Annotated in this window: 23 protein-coding genes and 1 pseudogene; 8 read left to right on the plus strand and 16 right to left on the minus strand. The window is 71.5% G+C overall.

Annotated features, from left to right (window positions below):
- The 3 genes and pseudogenes from ACFYY1_RS03790 to ACFYY1_RS03800 form a co-directional block, all read right to left on the minus strand.
- Window positions 1-553, minus strand: a pseudogene (locus tag ACFYY1_RS03790) (hypothetical protein); the annotation flags it as partial.
- 290 nt (window positions 554-843) lie between these two features.
- Window positions 844-3,945, minus strand: coding sequence for an alpha-N-acetylglucosaminidase TIM-barrel domain-containing protein (locus ACFYY1_RS03795; protein WP_388580350.1), 3,102 nt, complete (start codon window positions 3,943-3,945; stop codon window positions 844-846).
- Between the two features lie 190 nt (window positions 3,946-4,135).
- Window positions 4,136-4,681 (minus strand): carboxymuconolactone decarboxylase family protein, encoded by a 546-nt coding sequence (locus ACFYY1_RS03800; protein WP_388580353.1) that lies wholly within the window; start codon window positions 4,679-4,681, stop codon window positions 4,136-4,138.
- Between the two features lie 82 nt (window positions 4,682-4,763).
- Here ACFYY1_RS03800 and ACFYY1_RS03805 point away from each other — a divergent pair, with 82 nt between their 5' ends.
- Both ACFYY1_RS03805 and ACFYY1_RS03810 read left to right on the plus strand, forming a co-directional pair.
- Complete coding sequence (locus ACFYY1_RS03805) at window positions 4,764-5,255, plus strand: MarR family winged helix-turn-helix transcriptional regulator (RefSeq protein WP_388580355.1); 492 nt, start codon at window positions 4,764-4,766, stop codon at window positions 5,253-5,255.
- A gap of 158 nt (window positions 5,256-5,413) precedes the next feature.
- Window positions 5,414-7,078 carry an alpha-L-fucosidase gene (locus ACFYY1_RS03810; protein WP_388580358.1) on the plus strand — a complete coding sequence of 555 codons (1,665 nt, stop codon included), beginning with the start codon at window positions 5,414-5,416 and terminating at the stop codon, window positions 7,076-7,078.
- Window positions 7,079-7,128: 50 nt separating this feature from the next.
- Here ACFYY1_RS03810 and ACFYY1_RS03815 read toward each other — a convergent pair whose 3' ends face one another.
- From ACFYY1_RS03815 to ACFYY1_RS03845, 7 genes are all read right to left on the minus strand, one after another.
- Window positions 7,129-7,776 (minus strand): LuxR C-terminal-related transcriptional regulator, encoded by a 648-nt coding sequence (locus tag ACFYY1_RS03815; protein ID WP_388580361.1) that lies wholly within the window; start codon window positions 7,774-7,776, stop codon window positions 7,129-7,131.
- On the minus strand, window positions 7,761-9,029 hold the full coding sequence (locus tag ACFYY1_RS03820; protein WP_388580364.1) for a sensor histidine kinase: 1,269 nt from the start codon (window positions 9,027-9,029) through the stop codon (window positions 7,761-7,763). Before ACFYY1_RS03820 ends, ACFYY1_RS03815 begins: the two co-directional genes overlap by 16 nt.
- Window positions 9,030-9,341: 312 nt before the next feature.
- On the minus strand, window positions 9,342-9,959 hold the full coding sequence (locus ACFYY1_RS03825) for a winged helix-turn-helix domain-containing protein (RefSeq protein ID WP_388580367.1): 618 nt from the start codon (window positions 9,957-9,959) through the stop codon (window positions 9,342-9,344).
- Window positions 9,960-10,300: 341 nt separating this feature from the next.
- Window positions 10,301-11,212, minus strand: a complete 912-nt coding sequence (locus ACFYY1_RS03830; RefSeq protein WP_388580370.1) for a DUF6891 domain-containing protein — start codon at window positions 11,210-11,212, stop codon at window positions 10,301-10,303.
- A gap of 91 nt (window positions 11,213-11,303) precedes the next feature.
- Window positions 11,304-12,347: a glutamine synthetase gene (gene glnII / locus ACFYY1_RS03835; protein WP_388580373.1), complete on the minus strand. Its 1,044-nt coding sequence runs from the start codon at window positions 12,345-12,347 to the stop codon at window positions 11,304-11,306.
- Window positions 12,348-12,478: 131 nt separating this feature from the next.
- Entirely contained in the window at window positions 12,479-13,630 is a 1,152-nt protein-coding gene (locus tag ACFYY1_RS03840; protein WP_388580375.1) for a hypothetical protein, read from the minus strand.
- A complete protein-coding gene (locus ACFYY1_RS03845; protein ID WP_388580378.1) occupies window positions 13,627-15,111 on the minus strand; it encodes a hypothetical protein in 1,485 nt (494 codons plus the stop codon). Before ACFYY1_RS03845 ends, ACFYY1_RS03840 begins: the two co-directional genes overlap by 4 nt.
- 209 nt (window positions 15,112-15,320) lie before the next feature.
- Here ACFYY1_RS03845 and ACFYY1_RS03850 point away from each other — a divergent pair, with 209 nt between their 5' ends.
- On the plus strand, window positions 15,321-16,229 hold the full coding sequence (locus ACFYY1_RS03850; RefSeq protein WP_388580380.1) for a Gfo/Idh/MocA family protein: 909 nt from the start codon (window positions 15,321-15,323) through the stop codon (window positions 16,227-16,229).
- On the opposite strand, the gene ACFYY1_RS03855 is transcribed toward ACFYY1_RS03850, so the two are convergent.
- Window positions 16,230-16,781, minus strand: coding sequence for a MarR family transcriptional regulator (locus tag ACFYY1_RS03855; RefSeq protein WP_388580383.1), 552 nt, complete (start codon window positions 16,779-16,781; stop codon window positions 16,230-16,232).
- Between the two features lie 94 nt (window positions 16,782-16,875).
- Between ACFYY1_RS03855 and ACFYY1_RS03860 the strand changes: the two genes are divergently transcribed.
- Window positions 16,876-17,733 (plus strand): alpha/beta fold hydrolase, encoded by an 858-nt coding sequence (locus tag ACFYY1_RS03860; protein WP_388580386.1) that lies wholly within the window; start codon window positions 16,876-16,878, stop codon window positions 17,731-17,733.
- 30 nt (window positions 17,734-17,763) lie between these two features.
- Here ACFYY1_RS03860 and ACFYY1_RS03865 read toward each other — a convergent pair whose 3' ends face one another.
- On the minus strand, window positions 17,764-18,123 hold the full coding sequence (locus ACFYY1_RS03865; RefSeq protein ID WP_259933912.1) for an arsenate reductase family protein: 360 nt from the start codon (window positions 18,121-18,123) through the stop codon (window positions 17,764-17,766).
- 120 nt (window positions 18,124-18,243) lie between these two features.
- On the opposite strand from ACFYY1_RS03865, the gene ACFYY1_RS03870 reads away from it, so the two are divergent.
- A complete protein-coding gene (locus ACFYY1_RS03870; RefSeq protein ID WP_388580389.1) occupies window positions 18,244-18,513 on the plus strand; it encodes a hypothetical protein in 270 nt (89 codons plus the stop codon).
- 87 nt (window positions 18,514-18,600) lie between these two features.
- On the opposite strand, the gene ACFYY1_RS03875 is transcribed toward ACFYY1_RS03870, so the two are convergent.
- Window positions 18,601-19,038 (minus strand): hypothetical protein, encoded by a 438-nt coding sequence (locus ACFYY1_RS03875; protein ID WP_388580391.1) that lies wholly within the window; start codon window positions 19,036-19,038, stop codon window positions 18,601-18,603.
- 312 nt (window positions 19,039-19,350) lie between these two features.
- Here ACFYY1_RS03875 and ACFYY1_RS03880 point away from each other — a divergent pair, with 312 nt between their 5' ends.
- Window positions 19,351-19,836 carry an FxLYD domain-containing protein gene (locus tag ACFYY1_RS03880; RefSeq protein ID WP_388580394.1) on the plus strand — a complete coding sequence of 162 codons (486 nt, stop codon included), beginning with the start codon at window positions 19,351-19,353 and terminating at the stop codon, window positions 19,834-19,836.
- A 24-nt stretch (window positions 19,837-19,860) separates the two neighbouring features.
- Here the strand turns inward: ACFYY1_RS03880 and ACFYY1_RS03885 are convergent, their stop codons facing one another.
- Together ACFYY1_RS03885 and ACFYY1_RS03890 are read right to left on the minus strand one after the other, a co-directional pair.
- Window positions 19,861-20,196 (minus strand): hypothetical protein, encoded by a 336-nt coding sequence (locus ACFYY1_RS03885; RefSeq protein WP_388580397.1) that lies wholly within the window; start codon window positions 20,194-20,196, stop codon window positions 19,861-19,863.
- Between the two features lie 36 nt (window positions 20,197-20,232).
- Window positions 20,233-20,370 (minus strand): hypothetical protein, encoded by a 138-nt coding sequence (locus ACFYY1_RS03890; protein WP_388580400.1) that lies wholly within the window; start codon window positions 20,368-20,370, stop codon window positions 20,233-20,235.
- 784 nt (window positions 20,371-21,154) lie between these two features.
- On the opposite strand from ACFYY1_RS03890, the gene ACFYY1_RS03895 reads away from it, so the two are divergent.
- Window positions 21,155-21,559: a hypothetical protein gene (locus ACFYY1_RS03895; protein WP_388580402.1), complete on the plus strand. Its 405-nt coding sequence runs from the start codon at window positions 21,155-21,157 to the stop codon at window positions 21,557-21,559.
- A gap of 110 nt (window positions 21,560-21,669) precedes the next feature.
- Here the strand turns inward: ACFYY1_RS03895 and glnA are convergent, their stop codons facing one another.
- Window positions 21,670-23,079 (minus strand): type I glutamate--ammonia ligase, encoded by a 1,410-nt coding sequence (glnA, locus tag ACFYY1_RS03900; RefSeq protein ID WP_358952346.1) that lies wholly within the window; start codon window positions 23,077-23,079, stop codon window positions 21,670-21,672.
- Window positions 23,080-23,335: 256 nt separating this feature from the next.
- Here glnA and ACFYY1_RS03905 point away from each other — a divergent pair, with 256 nt between their 5' ends.
- Window positions 23,336-23,803 carry an RDD family protein gene (locus ACFYY1_RS03905; protein ID WP_388580405.1) on the plus strand — a complete coding sequence of 156 codons (468 nt, stop codon included), beginning with the start codon at window positions 23,336-23,338 and terminating at the stop codon, window positions 23,801-23,803.
- Window positions 23,804-23,941 lie beyond the last annotated feature (138 nt).

Genomic DNA, 23,941 nt, shown 5'->3' on the forward strand with positions numbered 1-23,941 from the left:
CGGTGCCGGGTCCGGTCTGTGCGCCCTGTTGCAGGACGTTGCCGGTGCCGCGTCCGGTCTGCGCGCCCTGCTGGAGCACGTTGCCGGTGCCGCCGGTCTGTGCACCCTGCTGGAGCACGTTGCCGGTGCCGCGTCCGGTCTGCGCGCCCTGCTGGAGGACGTTGCCGGTGCCGGGGCCGGTCTGTGCACCCTGTTGCAGGACGTTGCCCGTGCCGCGTCCGGTCTGCGCGCCCTGTTGCAGGACGTTGCCCGTGCCGCGTCCGGTCTGTGCACCCTGCTGGAGCACATTGCCACTGCCGCGTCCGGTCTGCGCGCCCTGCTGCAGGACGTTGCCGGTGCCGCCGGTCTGGGCGCCCTGCTGGAGGACGTTGCCTGTGGCGGTGTCGAAGCAGGTCGGGGGTTGGGACTGAGTGCAGACGATTTCGGACGGGGTGACCTGGGGCGCCGCTGTGGCACTTGTCGCGCCGACCGCGCCGACTCCGCCGGCGAGCGCCGCGACCAAGCTCGACACGCCGATCAGGCGGGGAATTCCTTGGCGAATGCTTCTCATCATGGTGGATTCCTTGCGTGTGGAAGCGGGGTTGAGCTTGCCTGCACCAGCCATCGTCAGGTGCCGGGCATCACCGCGGCGTGACGCCGGCGTGACCGGTCCCGGCTGACGGCAGCCGGTGGATGCTCTCCAAAGGCGTCTAAGTGCGCCCCGGCCACACCCAAGACCCGCTTGCCCAGGGGCGGCCGTGTTCCCGGGTGCTCGGCCAGCTGCGTACGGTAACAAGCCTCATGTGGGCGTAGTCGTAGCCGACGCGCCGCGCCGCTCAGGTGCGCCCGGACGGCGCCGCCGCCTCACCGCAGTTGCCACCCGCTGAACCCGACCGTGCCGCGCAGCCCGCTCCCGCCGTTCGTCGCGGTCATGAAGATGCCCACGTCCTGGACCGTCGCCGTCCCCGGCGCGGCGACCGTGCCCACCGTCCGCCAGCTCGCCCCGCCGTCGGTGGAGCAGGAGCCCGTGCATCCGTCCCCGGCCCGGGTCAGCCGGAGCAGTACCGGGGCCTTGATCCCGGTGATCCGCCGGTACGTGTCCAGGGTGCCGTCGCCGTTCGCGTCGTACGAGAGGACCACACCGTTGGACGGCGTCACCGCCAGGTTCAGGAACCCCGTGGAGCCCGGCGCCGCGAGGCTGTTGCGCACCACGAGCCCCGAACGCGCCCAGCCCCCGGTGTTCTCCTGCGCGTCGACCCGCACCGTCACCTCCGCCCCGTCGGACCACGCCCCCGCCCGGTACGCGGTGCCGAACTGGCTGGTGCCCTTCCACAGGTCCTGGCCCGCCCCGTTGATCGCGAACCGCCCGTCCAGCTCCCCGAAGACCGCCGCGTTCGACGTGTACGTGCGCCAGCCCGGCCCCAGCGGCGCCGCCAGGTACACCGCGCCGCGCCGCAGATCGGTCACCCGGTCCTCGCCGCGCGGCCCGTACACGGTGCCCAGTTCGTACGGCATCGGCACCAGCGGTGCGGTCAGCGGCTCGGACGGGGCGGTGACCCGCCAGTCCACCGAACCGGAGCCGCCCGCCGCGACCTCGTCGAGGAAGGTGCCGCCCGTCGCGGTGGCGTCCAGACCGGTGAGCGCGAAGTCGACCCGGCCGGTGGACCGCAGGCCGTTCAGATTGCGGAAGGCCGCCGTCACCGTGCCGGTGCTGCCCGGGGCGAACGTCACCGGATCGGCCGAGACCGTGACGGTGCCCTGGTACGGGGCGGTGGACAGGGTCTCGAAGACCCGCCGCGCCGTGCGATGGGCATCGCCCGTCGCCCGTACCGGATGGGCGTCGGTCCGCCGGGTCCACTCCTCCTCGCCCGGGTACCAGTCGAACGGCTTCGCCGCCCGGCCCTCGGTGAGCGCGTCGGTCAGCTCGTCCAAGTAAGCCTGCCACTGCGGGAGATGGACCTGGCCCATCAGCCCGTGCCAGTCGCGGTTGGCGTAGTTGCTGAGGTTGTCGGCGGCCGTCCGGTCCGCCCAGGTGGTGATCAGGTTGCGGGCCGTCCACTCCAGCCGCACCGCCTCCGCCGGGCTCGTCGCCAGCCGTTTGGCGTCCTCCAGCCAAGGCCCCAGCAGGAAGGACCGGTGGCAGCCCGACATCGTGTCCGTCAGCCGCATCAGCTTCAGCCAGAGCGCGGCGAGCACCCGGAACCGTGCCACGTCCTTGTCGGCCTGGGCGGCCCGCAGCTGCGGCAGCAGGGTCCGGGAGCGGTCGGCGAGCGCCTGCCGGGCCAGATCGGTGAGGTCGTGGCGGTAGGTGTCCGAGTCGCGCAGCGACGGGCGTACGCCGAGGAGCGCCGCGAACGCCCGGTCGAGACCGGCCGGGTCGAAGGCGGTGTTGACGGAGGCGGTGATGCTCGGCCTGCGGGAGAAGAGCGAGTCGACGGGGCGGCCGTCGGTGCTGGTCAGCCGGTACGCCGTGGCGGCCAGCGCGGCGAACGCGGCTTCCGCCGAGCGGTCGCGGCCGCCGTAGCGGAACCTCGGGTACGCCCGGAACCACGCCTCCCGGTCCACCTTCTCGCCGCGCCAGGCCAGCTCGCTGAACAGCTCGAACGCCGCCGGATCGCGCTCGGTCGCCTCCGGCATGTACGCCGTGCCGGTCAGGGCGCTGCCCGGCTTGTCGCGCCAGGCCGTGAACTTCTCCGTCCATCGGTCGGTGTTGGCGCCGATCGTCGTACGGCCGCCGAAGTTCGGGATGGTGCCGAAGGCGTACGGGGCTCCGCCCCAGTCCTTCTCCCGGTCGGTGACGGTGTCGAGGTCGGAGAGGCCGTCGACGATCAGCAGCCGGCCGGTGTCGACCGCCTCCAGCATCGCGGGCCGGGGATTGGCCTGCCAGCCGAGGATCACCCAGGTCGCGCCGGGGTGCGCGGTCCGCAGGGCCGACTCGACGGCGCGGGCGGCGTCCGGCACCGGGACGTCACCGGCGCTGCCGCCCTCGTGCAGCAGATCCATCTTGAAGTGGGCGGCGGGGCCGAACAGTTGCTCCTGGTGCCGGTAGAAGGCGGCGGCCACCTCGGCGAAGACGGGGGTGCGGGGGTCGAGCCAGTCGGGCCGGCGCAGCCCGTTCCAGGTGCCCTGCGGGACGGTGCGGGCCCCCGGATTGCGGTCCGCGAAGCCGTCCGGGACGGTACCGAAGTAGCCGGGGAACACCGGCGCCATGCCCAGTTCCCGCATCCGGTCGGCGATGCGCCGGCCCAGCCCGGCGCGCCGGTCGATCAGTTCGGGGCCGAGCGGGCCGCCGTACCCGCTCATGTTCTGGAGCAGCCACCACGGCTGGTGGGACGGCGCGGGCAGCCAGCCGCGGGCCTCGGTGTCGCTGTAGCCGAAGTCCTGGAGCAGCCGGTGGTAGACGGCCTCCTGGCCGGCGGTGACCAGGACCTCGTTGCAGCCGTGCAGGGCCAGCACGTCGAGCATCCGCTCCCAGCGCGGCCAGTCGGCGTACGGGGCGGTGTAGCCGTCATGGGTGTCGTTGAGGGCGAACCGGTGCGGGACGGTCGCGGAGCGCTCGACGGGGGTGCGGGGAGCGGGCAGCCGGCGGGGCAGTGCGGTGCGGCTGCCGGACCATGAGATCACGGCGTCGCAGGTGTACTTGAGGTACCAGTGCGCCCCCGTCAGCGCGGCGGCCGGTGTGGTGGCGGCGATCTCGATCCGCCCGGTGGTGCCGGTGACCCGGAAGCGGTCGGGGGTGCCTTCGCCCCGGGGGAGGGCGCGGAGCCGGAACTGCCCGGCGTGGTCCGGCAGCAGGCGTCCGAGCGCCTCGTGCGCGGGCGCGAGGTCCGGGGCCGGGGCAGCCGGAGAGGCGGTGGCGTGGGCGGGGGCCCCGAGCGCGGCGGCGGCGCCGATGGCTCCGGCGGTGCCCAGCAGCGTACGCCTGGTCGGCCGGGAGGAGCTGAAGGGCAGGGAGGTTTCCGTCATGATCCGCACTCCTCGGTGTTGTTCATGGTGGTGCATGCGACAACAGGTGTGTGCGGTGCGCACGTTAATGACGGGTGAGGGGGCGGGCAACGGGGCGTACGGCGGTTTGTGCCGAACCAGCTGTTCGGCCGCATGACGGACCGTCGGCCGGGCGCACGGCCGACGGGTGGACGGCGGCGGACGGCGGCGGTCAGGCGAAGGCGGCGAGCTGGGGATCGACCGGCGCCGCGGTCATCCGGTTGGCCAGCGTCGACATCGTGTACGCGCCGATGCCGAGTACGACCTCCAGCGCGTTGCGTGCGGTGTACCCGTGCGCCAGGAACGCCCGCAGCGTCGCGTCGTCCACGGCACCGGCCGTCGCGATCACGGCGAGGGTGAACTCCCGTACCGACTCCAGCCTTTCGTCCGGCAGTGCCCGCCGCTCGCGCAGGGCCGCGATCAGCCCGGGGTCCGCGCCGAGTGCGGTGAGCTTCGCGGTGTGCATCGCCACGCAGATGTGGCAGTCGTTCCCGGTCGCCATCGTCATGATCAGGACCTCGCGGGAGAGCGGGTCCAGGGTGGTGGACTCGAAGAGGGCGCTCGCCCTCAGGAAGCCGTCGAGCAGCTCCGGTGAGGTGGCGAGCCGGGCGACGGCGGAGGGCAGATGGCCCTGCTTCTCCGTCACTGCCGCCATGGTGCGGCGGGCGGCGGCCGGGGCGGATTCGAGGGTGTGGTCGGGGAACGCGGATACGGGCATGGCTGATCTCTCCTGGTGGGTGCTCAGGCTAAAATCGACAACGTGATTGACGAAAAGGTAAACCAGGTTGTCGAGTTCTGCAATGGCTGAGCGAGAGGTGGAGGCGTCCGGGCGGGACGCGGCGGGCTTCGAGCTGCCCTTGCTGCTGTTCGCCGGATTCCGGTCGATAATCGACGAGTTGCACCGCGAGCTGGCCGAGCAGGGGCATGCCGACGTCCGTCCCGCGTACGGCTACGCGCTTCAGGCCGTCGGCCGTGACGGGGCGACCGCCAGCGAGATCGGCCGCCGGCTCGGGGTCTCCAAGCAGGCCGCCGGCAAGACCGTGGAGAAGCTCGAAGGGCTCGGGTACGTGGAGCGCGTCGACGACCCCCGTGACGGCCGCCGCAAGCTGGTCCGGCTGACCGTGCGGGGCGTGGACGTCCTGGTCAGGTCCGCCGAGGGGTTCGACCGGCTGCGCGCCCGCTGGGTCGAGGCGCTCGGTGCGGACCGGGTGCGCGCGATGGAGGCGGACCTGCGCGCGATGGTGCCCGGGGGTGCGTTCCGGCTCGATGTGCCGGGCTGGTTCAACGACTGAGGCGGGCTCGGGCGGCTGTGGTGGCAGGCTTGGACTTTGCGTACGAGAGATAGGACGTATCTCGTACGCACCCTTCCCGTGGGTTTCCGTGTGCGGCAACATGCCCAAGTCGGTACCCAAGAGATCCGACCAATGCTGGTCGGGAATGGGAGGGAACCATGGCACGACGTACCCGTGTGCTCAGTGCGCTCGCACTGGCGGCGGCCGCCGCGCTCGTCCCCGTACAGGCGACCGCGCACCAGCCCGCGCACCAGCGGCAGGCGCCACCGGGCACCCCGTGCAGCGCGCCGGTGAAGCCGGCCTCGCAGATGACGGTGGAGTCCTGCGACAGCCCGGACCGGATCATCGAGAAGGCCGCGAACATCGTCCCCACCCCCGGCCAACTCGCCTGGCAGCAGCGCGAGGTGACCGCCTTCACGCACTTCGGGATGAACACCTTCACCAACCGTGAATGGGGCTCGGGCACCGAGGACGAGAAGCTCTTCGCACCCAAGGCCATCGACGCCGACCAGTGGATGCGCGCCTACAAGGCCGCCGGTGTCGAACAGGTCATGCTCACCGCCAAGCACCACGACGGCTTCGTGCTCTACCCCAGCCGGTACACCGACCACTCGGTGGCGCTCAGCCCCGGCAGCCCCGACGTCGTGGCCGCCTATGTGAAGGCCGCCCGCAAGGCGGGCCTCAAGGTCGGGCTCTACCTCTCGCCCTCCGACGGCGCCGAACTCCCGCACGCCTGGCACGCGCAGTGGGTCGACACGATCCGCGAGAAGCAGGCCGAGGGCAAGCCGCTCAGCCTCCCCGAGCGCATGGCCCTGGAGGACGGCGACCGCGCCCCGGCCGGTGCGGGCCGCTTCGGCAACGGCAGCCCGGTCACCGAGCGCACGATCCCCACCCTCGTCCCCGGCGACGACCGGGCCGCCGCCGTCCGCAGCGGCAAGCTGCCCACCTTCCGGGTGAAGGCCGACGACTACGACACGTACTACCTCAACCAGCTCTACGAACTGTTCACCCAGTACGGGCCGATCGAGGAACTCTGGCTCGACGGCGCCAACCCCTGGTCCGGCTCCGGCATCACCCAGAAGTACGACGTCAAGCAGTGGTTCGACATGGTGAAGGCGCTCTCGCCGAACACCGTCGTCTTCCAGGGCCCGCAGGGCGCGCGCTGGGTCGGCAACGAGAGCGGCATCGCCCGCGAGACCGAGTGGAGCGTCACCCCGCACACCACCGACCCGTGGACCGGGCTCGGCAGCCTCCCCAACGACTCGACCGACCCCGACATCGGCTCCCGCGCCAAGCTCCTCGACCCGTCCGTCAACTACCTCCAGTGGTACCCGGCCGAGGCGGACGTCTCGATCAGGCCCGGCTGGTTCCACCACCCGGACCAGCGGCCCAAGACACCCGCACAGCTGATGAACCTGTACGAGAAGAGCGTCGGCCGCAACGCCTCCCTGCTGCTCAACGTCCCGCCGGACAAGGACGGCCGGATCGACGACGCCGATGTCGCCGCGCTGACCGCCTTCGGCTCCGACGTACGCCGGATCTACGGCACCGACGTCCGCGAACAGGGCCCTGCCCCGTACACCTTCGACCGGATCGCCGTGCGCGAGGACATCCGGCACGGGCAGCGGGTGGAGAAGTTCGCCGTCGAGGCCCGCGTCGGCGGGAGCTGGCAGCGGATCGCCGAGGGCACGACCATCGGCCACCGGCGCATCCTGTCCCTGGCCACGCCCGTCACCGCCACCTCGGTACGGGTGAAGGTCCTGGAGTCCCGGGCGACACCGCACCTCGGGGCGACGACGCTGCACCTGAGCGCCACGCCGTGACCCGGTGGCCGTGCGACCCCGGTGGCCGGGGGCGCACGGCCGTCCGTCGTTCAGCCCCGGTCGAGATAGGCGAGCACCGCGAGGACGCGGCGGTTGTCGTCGTCGGACGGCGGCAGGGAGAGCTTTCCGAAGATGTTCGAGGTGTGCTTGGCCACCGCCCGCTCCGTGATCACCATCTGCGAGGCGATCGCCGCGTTCGAACGGCCCTGCGCCATCAGCTCCATGACCTCCAGCTCGCGCGGGGTGAGCATGCCCATCGGCTGGTCCTGCGAGCGCCGCGACAGCAACTGCGAGATCACCTGCGGGTCCATCGCGGTGCCGCCCGCCGCGACCCGGCGCACCGCGTCGACGAACTGCTCGGCGTCGAAGACCCGGTCCTTGAGCAGATAGCCGATGCCGCCGTTGCCGTCCGCCAGCAGCTCACGCGCGTACAGCTGCTCCACGTGCTGGGAGAGCACCAGCACCGGAAGCCCCGGCTTGGCCCGTCGGGCCGCCAGCGCGCACTGCAGGCCCTCGTCCGTGTGCGACGGCGGCAGCCGGACATCGACGACCGCGACGTCCGGCTCCGACTCGGCGAAGGCGCGGGTCAGTTCGGGACCGCTCTCGACGGCTGCCGCGATCTCGAAGTCGTACGCCTCCAACAGGCGGACCAGGCCGTCGCGCAGCAGGAAGAGATCTTCGGCTAGGACAACTCGCAAGGGATCTCCATGGTCACCATGGTGGGACCGCCCGCAGGGCTGCTGACGGCCATGATGCCGTCGAATGTACCGAGCCGGCGTTCGATCCCGCTCAGCCCGGAACCGCCGCCGACCGTCGCACCGCCCCGGCCGTTGTCGGTGACGGAGACCCGCAGCGTGGCGTCCTCGTGGTGGATGTCCACCCAGACGCGGTCCGCCCCCGCGTGCTTGGCGGCGTTCGTCAGCGTCTCGCTCACCGCGAAGTACGCCGCCGACTCGACCGCGGCGTCCATCCGGCCGCCCAGCGCCACGTCGACCTCCGAAGCGAAGGGCATCCGCAGCGCCAACGCCCGGACCGCGTCCCCGAGTCCGCGCTCGGCCAGGACCGGCGGGTGGATGCCCCGGACCAGGTCGCGCAGCTCGGTGAGCGCCTGGGCCGACGACTCCCGGGCCATGGCCAGGAGCTTCTTCGCCTGCGCCGGGTCCTTCTCGATCAGCGCCTCCACCGTGCCCAGACTCATGCCCATCGCGACCAGCCGGGCCTGCGCCCCGTCGTGCAGATCCCGCTCGATGCGCCGCAGTTCCGAGGCCGCGGTGTCCACGGCCTCGTGCCGGGTCTCGGTCAGCCGGTCGATGCGCCGGGCCAGGTCCTCCTCCTGGGTGGGGGCCAGCATCGCGCGGGCGATCACGAAGTGCAGCCGCAGCAGCCGTTCGCTGACCAGCACCCCGGTCGCGAACAGCGCCGCACCGAGCGCGGCGGCGGCCAGGCCCGTCGCCTGACTGCTGACCGGGACGAAGCCGTACCAGTAGCGGTCGTCGGTGAAGACCCGCCACAGCCCGGCGGCCAGCACGACCCCCTCCACCGGATAGATGAGCAGCCCGGCCGCCAGCGTCGCCACCAGGTAGCCGGCCGTCATGTCGACCAGCAGCCACCGGATGTCGCGCCAGGTCGCCGGGTCCTTCAGCATCAGCGCGGTCCGCTCCACCCGTCCGGTGAACCCGGTACGCAGATCCTTCGGGAAGGGGCGGTACGGGACCGGTATGCGGATGTCGTACCAGGTGGCCGCGAGCAGCCGGCGCCGATTCGCGTGCTCGCGGACCAGCCCCAGCACGTAGGGGGTGGTGAACAGGCCCACGCCCAGCGGGATGAAGGCGATCGAGAGCACGGCCAGGACGAAGAGTGTGATCGAAGTGGCCAGGCTCGCGACCGACAGCACGAGTCCGCGCCCGGCGGCCAGCATCGCGGCCCTTGTCCGTCCCCGCATCACGTTCATCCGGCCCGTCTCCCCTCGCCGGGCCCTCCTGCCGGACCCGCTCCGCAGACAGTCTCACCCGGTGGCGCCCCCGGGCATCAGCCGTTTCGCCACCCTGGTGGGGTGGTGCTGGGTACACCGTTCCCAGCCAGTACGCATGAGTGGGTCCTGGCCCCACTGACGCGTACTGGGCGCACCCCGAACGGTGTTGGACGCTCTGGCTCCCCGCTTTCTCGTCCCGCTCGGCGACGGCCCTCCAGGGGGCTGGTCCGTGAACGGCCCCGGTCCGGTACGTACACCGGACCAGGGCCGTTCCTCATGCCTTCCGACGCGTCAGGGCGTGTACTTGTACCCGACGCGCCGCACCGTCTGGATCGAACGGCGGTGCTCGGCGCCCAGCTTGCGGCGCAGCCGGGCGATGTGGACATCGACGGTGCGCCCGTCGCCCACATGTCCGTAACCCCAGACCGTGGTCACCAACTGGTCGCGGGTGTGCACCCGGTGCGGGTGCGCGACCAGGTGCGCGAGCAGCTCGAACTCCAGGTAGGTGAGGTCGAGCGTGTTCCCGTCCACCGCGGCGGTGCGCTGCACGGGGTCGATGAGCACCGGACCCGCGGCCGCGTCCGGCACCGGTGTCGGCACCACCAACTGGGCGGCGGAGGTCGCCGCGGCGACGGCGGGCTGCTGGTCGGCCGGTACGAGCACCAGGTAGCCGACCATCGGCGGGCGGCCCGGCAGCGCCGGAACGGTGTGCTGGGGTGCGGGCAGCCAGGTGGCACCCGGCGGCAGGAACTCGGCCACATCGGCCAGCTGGACGACCTCGTCGGGGGCGACGGAACGCAGCCGGTGGCGTTGGGGGGAGAGGGGGCGGGCGGAGGTGGTGGCCGCAGCGGTCGCCGAGGGCACTGCGGTGGCAGCGGCCGAGGCGGAGAAGGTACGGGTGTTCGCCATGAGGGTCAGCTCTTTCGCGCGAAGGAGTCGTCGGTGGACGGACTTGCTTGCGCGCGGGCCGAAGGCCGGGGTGAGCGGCTTTAGAGGGCCAGCGCGTTCAACGCGCGACAACACACCCGGTCGAAGTCATGGTGCTGACGGGAAGGCCAGAACGGTTCGAGGTCGCTGCGACCTGTCGAGGTGTGCTGGAGGCTGGCCATGTCCCCATTGAACCAGAGAACCGGACGCCGCAGCAGACCTCTCCCACCCGTCGATACGGCCCCTTCGCGTTACGTTCCTCACCTCGAACCGCCGCAACGCATCGGGCGCCCCCCGCATCGCCCCCGGCCCCCGCACCCCTCTCAACCCACCAGCCGCTTGCGCCAGTCCAGGCCCCTCAGCTCGATCGCCTTGTCCGGCGAACCGTCCCACTCCACCGTCAGCCCCGCATCGCCGAGCGCCTGGACGACCTCCCGGCCCACGGCCGCGGTGGTGTCCGAGTCCTCGTCGAACCCGCCGTAGTACAGCGAGAGGCCATGCCCCGACGCGGCGCTCTCGGTGCACTGCATGTGGAAGAAGACGAAGCCGCGCGCATCCTCCCGCCCGGCGTCCCAGATCTCGGAGAGACCGCACGACCGGCAGCAGGTGAAATGCTCCATCGCCGTGATCCCGCCCCAGTCCAGCCGTGCGAACGCCCGCGTCAGCCGGTCCGCGTCGGTCACGTCCGGCCACTGCCGCTGCTCCTCGACCCGCTCCAGCCACAGCCGCTCCACCAGCTGCCGCGCCTGCGCACGGGTCACCGGACGCACGCCGTCCTTCACCAGATAGTCCTCGGCCGACTCGGAGAGCTCCTGGACCGTCCCGTAGCCGCAGCGGAGCAGCACCCGTATCCGCTCCTCCAGCGTCTCCCGGATCTCCGCCGGCAGCTCCGGCACCGGCTCCTCCTCCGGCACGTCGGCGCGCTCCCACTCCACACCCGCGTCCCACTCCGGCTCCTGGCGCGCCCAGCGGGTCATCAGCTCGGCGACCCGCTCCGGCGCGTCGACCATCGTCCGGTAATGCGTGGCGGCACCACCGGAGCGGCTCTCCAGCTGGTAGCCCTCGCCGTGGTCGAACCAGACCTGCACGAAGGTCCCGGGGAGGTCGGGTACGCGCTGCACGACCAGGAAACGGTCGCCCTTCATGCCGATCCGGTGCACCAGATCGCTCAGCGCCCGGTCCGAAATGCGGGTGTGTGTCTCGGAGTTCTCGGTCTCCACCTTGATGTCGAGCATGCGCCAACCCTGACACGGGCCACTGACAACGGGCCGGGGCGACGAAGGGGGCGCCCACCCGGCCGGGTGGGCGCCCCCTTCGGGCCGCGGGTCAGACCTGGTCGGCCTTCTCCAGCGCGGTGCAGCAGGTGTCGACGATCAGGCGGGTGACGACGTACGGGTCGACGTTGGCGTTCGGGCGGCGGTCCTCGATGTAGCCCTTCCGGTCCTGCTCGACCTGCCACGGGATGCGGACCGAGGCGCCGCGGTCGGAGACGCCGTAGCTGTACTCGTTCCACGGGGCGGTCTCGTGCAGGCCGGTCAGCCGGTCGTCGATGCCCGCGCCGTAGTTCTTGACGTGGTCCATCGGCTTGGAGCCCTCGCCCAGCGACTCGCACGCGGTGATGATCGCGGCATAGCCCTCAGATCCTTCGCGCATCGCCTTGGTGGAGAAGTTGGTGTGCGCGCCCGCGCCGTTCCAGTCGCCCTTGACCGGCTTCGGGTCGAGGGTCGCGGAGACGTCGAAGTCCTCGGCGGTGCGGTACAGCAGCCAGCGGGCGACCCACAGCTGGTCGGAGACCTCCAGCGGGGACAGCGGGCCGACCTGGAACTCCCACTGGCCGGGCATGACCTCGGCGTTGATGCCGGAGATGCCGAGCCCCGCCTTCAGGCAGTTGTCGAGGTGCTTCTCGACTATCTCGCGGCCGAAGATCTCGTCGGCGCCGACCCCGCAGTAGTAGCCGCCCTGCGCGGCCGGGAAGCCGCCCTCGGGGAAGCCGAGCGGCCGGTGGCCGTCGAAGAAGGTGTACTCCTGCTCGATGCCGAAGATCGGCTGCTGGCCCTCGAACCGCTCGGCCACCGGGCGCAGCGCGGCACGGGTGTTGGACGCGTGCGGCGTCATGTCGATGTCGAAGACCTCGCACAGCACCAGGATGTCGTCGCCGCCGCGGATCGGGTCCGGGCAGGAGAAGACCGGCTTCAGCACCCGGTCGGAGGCGTGGCCCTCGGCCTGGCTGGTGCTCGAACCGTCGAAGCCCCAGATCGGCAGCTCCGCCACGTCCTGCGCGGGGGCCCCGGTCATGATCTTCGTCTTGGAGCGGAGCTTGGCGGTCGGCTCGGTGCCGTCGATCCAGATGTACTCAGCCTTGAACGTCACGGAAGCCATCCTTTGCGGGTGCTGCGGTGCTGCGGTCCGGTCTATGCAGCGCAGCTTCGCAAGACGCGATTTCCCGTCCGTTGCCCGGATGTGAACCCCGTGTTACCGAGGTTTCGCGCGTGCGGCCGGTCTCAGGCGCGGGCCCTGAGCAGCGACTCGAAGCCGGCCGCGCGGATCCGCCGCACCACTTCCTCCTCGGTGGTCCCCAGCGCCTTCGCCGCCCCCGCGAGCCGCCAGTCCGCGTCGGCGAGCCGGTGCAGCAGATGGCCGCGCCTGATCTGGGCCTCGGACAGCCGGAACGTCTTCAGGTACGCGACCTGTCCCTTGTGATCGGTGATCGTCTCACCGATGTGCTGCCCGGCCCCGCCCGGCCGGAACGGCGGCAGGAACCGCCACAGCGTGAACGAACCCATCCGGTACACCCGGTCGAAGGCGTACGAACCGTCCAGCAGCTCACCCGCGAACAGGGAGTCGTGCGCCTCGGCCCACTCGCGCTCCTGGGCATGCGCCGCCGCCCGCAGACCGGCGAGCGTACGCAGCCGCGGACCGTCGGGTATCCGCGCCGTGAACTCCGGCACGGGGGCGCCGTACAGCGCGTACTGGTGGATCAGCTCGCCGTACAGGTCCTCGACCAGCGACGGGTGCAGCAGCCGGTAGTCGTCCGGGTGCGGCACGACGAACGCGGCGGCGAGCGCGTCGGCCGCGTACACCATCACCCCGCACTGGCCGGGATGGATCTCGAAGACCCGCAGCGCCGCGCCGAGCCCGCGCACCGACCACCCCATGTACGCGTCCTCGGCGCGCGGCGAGAGCCCGTCGCGCAGCGCCTGCCGCGACCACTCCTCCCAGGCGATGGCCGGGCCGCCGAAGTGCAGCGAGAGATAGCCCTCCAGCGCGAGGTGCAGCGGCAGGAAACGCAGCCGGTCGCCCGGCCGGCGCTTCGCCATCCGGTGGTGGCGGTGGCGCTGCAGCCGCGCGGTCCGGGGCGCCCGACGGCCCCCGGCCAAAGAACCCGCGGCGCCCGGCGCGGCGCCGAGCTGCGTACCGTACGCGGCGGACTGCTCGCCCTCGCCGGACCAGTCGGCCACGAAGCCGTGCGGGATGACCGAGGCGTAGTGCGTGCGCGGACCGATGTCCACGGTGCTGTTCCCGTGGTCCACGTAGAGCTCCTCGTGCAGCCGGAGCCCCTCGACGGGCCGCTCGCGCACCAGCGGCACCAGCCGGATGCCGCCCCACACCTGGGCGGGGCGGGTGGTGAGCCCGGTCAGTTCCAGCCTGTTCACGATGTCTCTCCCGCCCCGTCGTCCCCCACGAACCGTGCCACCCGCCGGTCCAGGTAGGCGTACAGCGCCGCCGCTCCCGTACGCCCCTCGGCGAACCCCGCGAGTTCCACCAGCGCCGGCAGGTCCTCCGCGTCCCGGACCCCCGCGGTGGGCACGCCCGGCGACAGGCGCCGCACGTCGAAGGCGTCCGCGTCGTATACGGGGTTCACATGGACCACCGCGGTACGCCGGTCCGGATCGAGCCCGGTCCGCCAGACCCGGAGCACCTCGCCCGCGAGTCCGGGCGGCGCGTTGTCCCAGCCGTCCGAGACGATGACCAGCCGGTCCGGGCCGAGCTCCAGGGCATCCAGCACACGGAAGCCGAGCGGGGTCGGCCCCCAGGGCCTGACCAGCAGCGGATCGGTACGGCCCGAGGTCCACAGCGCGATGTACGCGCCCGGCCCGGCCAGCGCCTCCAGCAGGAAGTGGCAGGCCAGCGCCACGGCGAGCGGGCGGCGGCGCTTCTCGCCCGAGCCGGACGAGGAGTAGCTGTCGTCCAGTACGGCGGCGACGCGGCCCCAGCTCCCGGCGTGCGGGCCCGCCGCGCGACGGGCCGCCGTGCGCAGCGCACGGGTCAGCTCCGCGCGGTGCGCACCGCGCGCCTCGAAGCCGAGCGACAGGACGTACAGGGCGAGCCGGGTCAGCGGCATGACGGTCAGGTCCACGTCCGCGGGCAGCGGCGCGTCGCCGCCGTCGGTGCGCCGGCCCAGGGTCCGCAGCCGCTCCAGCCGGGTCATCCGCGGCGCCATCCGCTCCAGGAGCACCTCGCGCTTCACCCCGCGCCGGGCGGCGAGGCCCTCGGCGACGGTGAACGGCAGCTCCTCGACGGCCCCCTGCGCGTAGTGGGCGCGCCGCCAGGCGTCGAGCAACTGGTGCCGGTAGCCCGACCGGTGCCGGGGCCGGAACAGGAAGTCCCCGATCTCACCGGACCCGTCCGGATCGGCGGACCCCTCGAAGCCGAGGTGGGCATGGCGGGCGGCGGTCTTCAGCCCGGAGCGGTACTTCACCGCGTCGTGCGCCGGGTCGGGCCGGGCAGTCAGCCAGTCCCGCATGATCGCGCGGGTGCGCCGGTTGTTCACCCTGGCCGTGCGCAGCTCCCGGAACAGTCGGTACACCCGCTGCGGCGGCAGCTTCGCCAGCCGGGCGGCGATCAGCCGGCCCTCGGTGCGCTTCTCCTCGGCGCTCGCGTCGGCCGCGTGCTCCAGCAGCCCGCGGACGATGCGCGCGGCGTTGTGGTCGTTGATGTCGAGGGCGAGCGAGGCGGCGTACACCCGGCGGTAGTTGACCCGTACGTACTCATGGAGGAAGTCCAGCGAGAGCTGCTGCTGGTACGCCGTCGAGCGGAACTCGCGCTGCCCGGTCGCGGTGATCGCCGCGTTGACGAAGAGGAGTACGTCATCGGCCGCGACGAGGCCGGCGTCGCTCCCGGTGCTGGTGGTCATGGCTTCCCCCGTGGTGTCGCGCTCCGCCGCACGCGGGGGGCGGAGCGCCGGCCGGGGAATGGGGGCGCGAACAGCGAAATTTTTGCTTCATAGGCAAGTCCCGGAAGTCGCACCGGAGTCCCGCGGCCGGCGCCGCAAACGTATCCATGAAGCTCACTCCCCGCCAACTCAATACCGGATCGCTCCAGCGAAAGCGGCAGACTGGCACCATGACGACACTTCCCGCGACCCCCCTGCGCATCGGCCTCGTCGGCACCGGCCCCTGGGCCCGGAACACCCAGGCACCCGCCCTCGCCGCCCACCCCGGCGTCGTACTGAGCGGTGTGTGGGGCCGCCGCCCCGAGGCCGCGCAGGAGCTGGCCGCCGCGCACGGCACCGAGGCGTACACCGGCGAGACGGGCATCGACGAGCTCTTCGCCGCCAGCGACGCCGTCGCGTTCGCCCTGCCGCCGGACGTCCAGGCCCCGCTCGCCGCCCGCGCCGCGGCCACCGGCCGTCATCTGCTGCTGGACAAACCGGTCGCGACCACCGTCGCGGGAGCCCGCGAGGTCGTCCGGGCGGCCGAGCAGACCGGCGTCGCCTCCGTCGTCTTCTGCACCCTGCGGTTCGCGGCCGACACCTCCGCCTGGATCGCCGAGCAGGCCGCCCTGGACGGCTGGTTCACCGCCCGCGCCGAGTGGCTCGGCGCGCTGTTCGCCCCCGGCTCGACCAGCGAGTACGCCGCCTCGCCGTGGCGCCGCGACAAGGGCGGCCTGTGGGACGTCGGCCCGCACGCGCTGTCGGTCCTGATCCCGGTGCTGGGCGACGTGACCGGGCTGACGGCTGCCCGCGGCCCGGCCGACACCACCCACCTCGTCCTGCGCCACACCTCCGGCGCGTCCAGCACGGTGACGCTCGCACTGGGAGCACCCCCGGCCGCGGCCGGCACGGAGATCGAGCTCAGGGGCGAACAGGGAACGGCCGGCATGCCGCGCGGGGGCGACGCGGTCAGCTCGTTCCGTTCGGCGGTCGACGCGCTGATCCAGTCGGTGCGCACGGGGGACCCGCACCCGTGCGACGTACGGTTCGGGCTGCGCCTGACGGAGCTGCTCGCGGAGGCGGAGAAGCAACTGGCGTAGTCACGGCGACGACTCCGCCGCCGCGCCGGTCACATCGGCGTCCGGCGGAGCTCCGGCCAGGCCTCGGTCCCGGCCCTCGGGCCCCGATGGTCGAGGTATCGAAGTGACCGCCCGGTGCGCGGCGTACAGGAAACGCCGGACGGCGGCCGTCTCCGTCTCGTCGAAGTCGCGCAGCACCGTCACCGTGGTCTCGATCAGCGGCCCGAAGAACGCCCACCCCAGCTCCACCGCCCGTTCGTCGACGGCCAGCAGCACCCGTCGCCGGTCGCGCGGGTCACGGGTGCGGGTGAGGTGACCGAGCCGTTCCAGCCGGTCGATGACGGCGGTGGTGCCCGCGGAGTTGAGCCCGAGCTGCGCGCCGAGCCAGCCGGCGGTGGCGTCCGTACCCGCCCGCTCCGCGTCCAGCAGACAGATCAGGGCGCGGACATCGGTGCTGTGCATGTGGTGAAGAGCCGCGAACTCGGCCTGGCGCAGCCCGAATTCGACGGTCACCTTGCGCAGCAGGTGCACGATCTCCAGCTCCGGTCCCGGCTCCGGACCACGCTCGCCCATCGATGTTCCTTCCGCCCGATCGAGCCAATTATCTCGCTGAGCGAGATAATATCCAGGAGCTGGAGCAGGAGCGACCACGACCGGGGAGGCACCCATGACATCCACGTCGGCACCCACGGCGTTCCACGAGGCGTACGACGAGGTCCTGACGGCCAATTGGCCCGCCGGAACGACGTACTCCCAGGTCACCACCCCGTACGGCACCACCCGCATCAACAGCTGCGGCCCCCGGGACGCCCCGCCCCTCGTGCTGCTGGCCGGCGGCGGCTCCACCTCCACCGTCTGGTACGCCCAGGCGGCCCACCTGGGCCGGGCACACCGCGTCCACGCCGTCGACCTGATCGGCGAGCCGGGCCGCAGCGTCGCGGGGGAGCGCCCGATCCGTACGGTGGCGGACCTGACGGCCTGGCTGGACGGCGTACTGGACGGGCTGGGCGCCGACCGCACCGCGCTGGGCGGGCATTCCTACGGGGCCTGGATCGCTCTCCACCACGCCCTGCACGCGCCCCACCGCGTCCGGAAGCTGGTCCTGGTGGACCCGACACAGTGCTTCGCCGGATACCGGCCCGGCTACCTCCTGCACGCCCTGCCGATGCTGATCCGGCCCGGCGCCGAGCGGACGAGGGCCTTTTTGGAGTGGGAGACGGGCGGCGCCGCGCTCGACCCGGCCTGGCTGCGGCTGCGCGACGCGGCGGCCGGCTTCCCGTCCGCCCGCCCGGTCACCGGTCCCCGCCCCGCGCCCGCGGCACTGCGCGGGCTGGACGTACCGACCCTGGTCCTGCTCGCCGGACGCGGCCGGGTCCACGACCCGGACCGCGTCGCCGCCGAGGCGGCCCGGCTGCTCCCGAGGGTGACGACGGCGACGATCCCCGGAGCGACGCACCACACACTGCCGCTGCACGCCCCGACGGCCGCCGAACTGAACCGCAGGATCGCGGACTTCATCGGGTGACGGGCCCTTGCGCGGACGACCCGCCGGTGCTCAGCGCCCGAGCGCGTCGCGTACCGCCTCGTCCGTGCGCCCCACGACGGCGGTCCCGTCGTCCGCGGTGATGATCGGCCGCTGGATGAGCTTCGGGTGCTCGGCGAGGGCCGAGATCCACCGCTCACGCGAACCGGCCTCGCGCGGCCACTCCTTGAGCCCCAGCTCCTTCGCGTCGGCTTCCTGTGTCCGCGTGATGTCCCACGGCTCCAGCCCGAGCCGGTCGAGCACGGCCCGGATCTCGTCCGGCGAGGGCACATCCTCCAGGTAGCGGCGGACGGTGTACTCGGCACCCTCCGCGTCGAGCAGCTGCACCGCGCTGCGGCACTTCGAACAGGCGGGATTGATCCAGATCTCCATGGGGCCAAAGGTACGCGAGGGACGGCCCGAAAGCCCTTCTGGCCAGGGCCGATTGTCAGTGCCGGGCAGTAAAATAAGGGCAGTTGGTGAGGGTTCCACGACCATGCCAGGAGGTTGCCCATGGCCGTTGCCGCGGTCACGACCAAGCCGCTCGACAAGCCCCTGATGAAGAAGCCGCTCCCCGCGGGCCGGCCCCGCGAGTGGTACGTCTCCCACAACCGCCGCCTGAAGGCCATGCGCCTGGCGATCGCCCTGCTCGACACGGGCGTCTACTACCCGTCGACCGCGACCAACGCCAGGATACGTACGACCGCCGAGCGCATCGGCATCCACCCGCCGTCCGACACCACCTGCCGCATGGTCCGCGCCCTGATCCGCTACGGCCGCTGACGTCCGGCACACCCGATGACCGTGTCCCCGAGCCCGCCGCGGCCCGGGGACACGGCCACGTACAGGGGCGGCGAGGGGCGGCCGGGCTCAGAACCCGCGACAGGTAGCCGTGGCGAAGGCCCCGGAGGCGGTGGCCGTCCGTACGGTCCCGTCGTCCACCGTCACCGCACAGGCGACCTCCCCGCCCGTTGCCCCGAGGGTGACGGCGAACGAGCCGCCGCTCATGAAGCCCCTGGTCCGCGTCTCCCCGGCCCACGGCAGCGTCCGCAGCGTCAGCCGCGCGGTCGAGAGCTCGCCGCCGCGCCAGGTGGGGTAGGTGACGGTGACGTCCTTGGCGGTGCCGGTGACCTCGTACGTGATCCGCAGCGGCTTCGTCCCCTCCCTCGACAACGCACCGGCGGCCACCTCGACGGCCGCGGCGCCGGCGCCGGCCGTCGCGAGCACGCTCACGAGCAGCACCCAGGGCCACCGCCGTCGACGCCGCATCCCCCCGGGGATGCCGCCCGGCCTGTGGTGATCGCTCATGCGCCCAGCCTCGTGCGCCCCGCACCGCACCGCGAATCGACAGCGCTCCTGAGGGCTGTCCCGTAATCCCTGGCGGGCGTGCGACGACGGCCACGGCACCTCGCCGCGTTGTCGGAACGCCCGAATGCATCCAGTATTCGGGCGTCCCTCCGCCTTGCGATGCACCGCGTCCGACGCCGCACGCTGATCCACCAGGGATTGCGGGACAGCCCTTGGGCTCACCCGTCCGGCGTACACCGCATGCGGTCCGCGCCGCCGCCCCTTTGACTGGGGCGACGGGCGAAGGGGGAGTGGCGAGTGCTGGGAGGCACGATGACGAGGAAAGCCGCACGAGGTCTGTGGGCCGTACTGCTGACGACAGCCGTGATGTCGACCGCCGCAGCCTGCTCCGACGACGGCGGCAGCGCGTCCAGCACGGCGTCCAAGGCCGCGTCCGCCGCAGCGTCGGCGGCATCCCGCGGCGCCGACGTGGTGGCCTCGGCGACGGCCGCCGCCGGCGAGAAGCTGAACAACTTCAAGAACGGCGTGAACGCCAAGGGCGACGTCGAGTTGGGTGGACCGAGCACCGACGGCGACGGCCGCGCCACTGTGAAGGTGACCGTGAAGAACAGCGCCGACTCGAAGAAGTCGTACGCGGTACAGGTCAACTTCCGTGACGCGAGCGGCAATCTGCTCGACACGGTCGTGGTGACGGTCGACGACGTCGCCGCCAAGGCGTCCAAGGACGCCACGGCCCGCAGCAACCGCAAGCTGTCGGGAGAGGTCAAGGCCGAGGTGGGACAGGCTCTGCGGCACTGACCGCACCGCGACAGCGCGTGACTGTCACGAACCGTTGAGGGAATCCCCTGGAGTCAGGTCCGGCGGCAGAATATTCACGACGACCGGAGGCGGGGCATCCGAAGGCGTGGGCACCTGGATGAGGAACGGGAAGAAAACGAGATCGCTTCCCGTATTCAGAATTCGCTGCGAAACCCGGTAGCAAACGACCTCGTCCGGATTGTCGATGAGTCTGTAGCACTGGAGCACCGAAGGCGCGACCCGGGAATTCTGCTGCGAGGCAACGGAACTGCTCGCTGATGTGCCCAAGATCCCGGCCGCCAGGAAGGAAGCCGCCGTTGCGACGCTGATGTTCCGCAAAGTTGTCTTCTTCATGTCCATCAGCTCAAAGGCTCGGGGGTGAAATGGGGTTCCCCATCAGCGTGCTGAGGATTCAGCGGTCTCGGCATCAAGGCTCGACGGGGACGGATCCTCGTACGACCAGAACTGCTCGTGGAACCAGAACTGGGCGTTGACAACCATCGTATCGTTCGGCCCGGTCTCTTGCTGGTCCATTTCGTGCGACACCAGCTCTCAACTCCCCAATCAGGACTGGTTGAATCCGGGAAATCTTTCGGTGCGACATCCTCAAGAAGAGCGCGCAAGCTTGGAGAGGAGGGATTCCAGGATTCCGCCTGGAGTTTCTGCTGTCGGTCCCGTCATTGCGTCGGCGTCACGCCGGCGTCACGCCGTGGCTATGGCCTGCTGCTCACGATGACACGTGAGCTGGACAGCAAGAAAGCACAGTGCCGAAAGGGGAAAGCCGTGCGAGGAAAAGTCTTCCTGAGTTCCGCCGCGACAGTGGCGCTCGTCGGGGGTCTGGCTGTGACCGCTGTCGCGCCTGCTTCCGCTGCCCCGGCGCAGGCGTGTCGGGTAGCGGCGAACACGCTGACGGGGGAGAACTTCGACCCCAACGCGACCTTCACCGTCTCCCCCGGGGGGATGACGCTGCGCCCTGGTGCTGACGGTCGTATAGGACCGTTCACTGTAACGGGCACAGGCAACTTCGCCGTAGGCTCTACGGTCTGCGCCGGAGGGGAATCAGCGACATCGGCCGGAGGCGCAGCCGCTGCTGCGGCTGCCGGAGCGAACGCGGCACGAGCGGCGATAAGCAGTGGTGCCTCCCCGCAACAGGCGGCGGCGCAGGGCGCGGCGGCGGTGCAAGCCACAGGGAGAACCCTCGGTCTGTCGCAGACGGTGATAAACCAAATTCAGACAATCAACAACAACAACCTGAACCAAATCATTGGTTCCACCATCGGTGGCTCCGTCGTCGCGGGGACCGGCAACACGGCCCCTGGTGGTCAGCCTCCGGCTGGTCAGCCGCCTGCTGGTCAGCCGCCTGCGGGTCAGCCGCCTGCTGGTCAGCCTCCGGCTGGTCAGCCGCCTGCTGGTCAGCCTCCGGCCGGTCAGCCGCCTGCTGGTCAGCCTCCGGCCGGTCAGCCGCCTGCTGGTCAGCCGCCTGCTGGTCAGCCTCCGGCCGGTCAGCCGCCCGCTGGTCAGCCGCCTGCTGGTCAGCCGCCTGCTGGTCAGCCGCCTGCGGGTCAGCCGCCTGCGGGTCAGCCGCCTGCTGGTCAGCCTCCGGCCGGTCAGCCGCCCGCTGGTCAGCCTCCGGCCGGTCAGCCTCCGGCCGGTCAGCCTCCGGCCGGTCAGCCGCCGGCCGGTCAGCCGCCGACGAGCCTGTAGCTCGGCGAACAGCCAGTGACATGGCGAGAGCCGCTGCCCCGAGGTACGGGGCAGCGGCCCTCGCTGCTGCTTGTGAGATCAAGTTGATCCCATTCGGAGCCCTGGGGCCGGCTCGGCCAACCCCGCCTCCTAGAGGTCGAAGTACAGCTCGAACTCGTGCGGGTGCGGGCGCAGCTGGATCGGGGCGATCTCGTTGGTGCGCTTGTAGTCGATCCAGGTCTCGATCAGGTCGGACGTGAAGACGCCGCCGGCCTGGAGGTACTCGTTGTCCGCCTCCAGCGCGTCCAGGACGGCCGGGAGGGAGGTCGGGACCTGCTGGACGTTGGCGTGCTCCTCGGGAGCCAGCTCGTAGAGGTCCTTGTCGATCGGCTCGGCGGGCTCGATCTTGTTCTTGATGCCGTCGAGGCCGGCCATCAGCAGCGCGGAGAAGGCCAGGTACGGGTTGGACGACGGGTCCGGGGCGCGGAACTCGACGCGCTTGGCCTTCGGGTTGGAGCCCGTGATCGGGATGCGCATCGCGGCCGAGCGGTTGCGCTGCGAGTACACCATGTTGACCGGGGCCTCGAAGCCGGGGACCAGGCGGTGGTACGAGTTCACCGTCGGGTTGGTGAACGCCAGCAGCGACGGGGCGTGCTTGAGGATGCCGCCGATGTAGTAGCGGGCCATGTCCGAGAGGCCCGCGTAACCCTGCTCGTCGTAGAACAGCGGGTCGCCGCCGGCCCACAGGGACTGGTGGACGTGCATGCCCGAGCCGTTGTCGCCGAAGATCGGCTTCGGCATGAACGTCGCGGTCTTGCCGTTGCGCCAGGCGACGTTCTTGATGATGTACTTGAACAGCATCAGGTCGTCGGCCGCGGCGAGCAGCGTGTTGAACTTGTAGTTGATCTCGGCCTGGCCGGCGGTGCCGACCTCGTGGTGCTGGCGCTCGATCTGGAGGCCGCTGTTCTCCAGCTCCAGGGACATCTCGGCACGCAGGTCGGCGAAGTGGTCGACCGGCGGGACCGGGAAGTAACCGCCCTTGTAGCGGACCTTGTAGCCGCGGTTGTTCACCTCCGAACCGGTGTTCCAGGCGCCGGCCTCGGAGTCGATGTGGTAGAAGCTCTCGTTCGCCGACGTCTGGAAACGGACGTTGTCGAAGACGTAGAACTCGGCCTCGGGACCGAAGTACGCGGTGTCGGCGATACCGGTGGAGGCGAGGTACGCCTCGGCCTTCTTGGCCACGTTCCGCGGGTCACGGCTGTACTGCTCGCCGGTGATCGGGTCGTGGATGAAGAAGTTGATGTTGACGGTCTTGTCGCGGCGGAAGGGGTCGAGACGGGCGGTCGACAGGTCCGCGCGCAGCGCCATGTCGGACTCGTGGATGGCCTGGAAGCCGCGGATCGACGAGCCGTCGAAGGCAAGCTCGTCGGCCGGGTCGAAGGTCGCCGCCGGGACGGTGACGTGCTGCATCACACCGGGCAGGTCACAGAACCGGACATCGATGAACTTGACGTCATTGTCGGCGATGTACTTCTTCGCGTCGTCGGCGTTCTGGAACATCCAACTCCTCCTACTCCCGGCCCGGGAGGGACGGGGTTGTAGCTCGTGGTGCGGCCAGTGCGGTGGCACACGCTGGACCCGACCATAGGCAGACCGGATTTCTCAAGCATGACCCATTTGTTTCGCTGAAGTTAACCGAGCCGAGTGTGACCGGCACCTCGTGACCGGTCACGGACCCGCGTTCCGGCCGCTTCGGGGGGAGCTGTACCGGCCCCCGCCCGGCGTCCTGCCGGTGAGGGCGCAGTACCGTGTTCGGGTGGACAACAGGCAAGCAATCGGATCGTGGCTCTCCGGGCCGCGCGCGGCCGCCGAGGAGATGGGGGCCGACTTCGGCCACCGGGGCAAGCGACTCGGCCTGCCCGAACACGGGCCGGGTTCCGTGGCGCCGCTCGGCCGGCGGTTCGGCGCGCTCTTCATGGACTGGACCCTGTGCCTCCTGATCGCATACGGGCTGTTCGCCCGCGGTGACCAGCAGGCGGCCGGAAACTGGGCACTGGGCATCTTCCTGGTGCTGAGCGTGCTCACCGTCGGGACCATCGGCTGTACTCCGGGCAAGCGCGTCCTGGGCATCAGGGTCGTCTCCGAGAACGGTGGCCGGCTGGCCTTCGGGCGGGTCGTCGTCCGCAGCGTGCTGCTGTGCCTGGCGATCCCGGCCCTGGTCTGGGACCGCGACGGCCGCGGCCTGCACGACCGGCTGGCCCGCGCCGTCCAGGTCCGTATCTAGGACGGCTCGGCAGGCGGGCAGACAGACGCAGACAGAGCGGCGGGGGGGGGGGGGGGGTTTCGGGATTTGGCGCCCCCGCCCGGGCGCAGGGGGGGGGGGCGCGGAGGGAAAGGCGCCCCGGGCCCCCCCGACCCCCGG

It is taken from the genome of Streptomyces sp. NPDC001890 (assembly GCF_042891445.1).
In the GTDB taxonomy this organism is placed as follows: Bacteria; Actinomycetota; Actinomycetes; order Streptomycetales; family Streptomycetaceae; genus Streptomyces.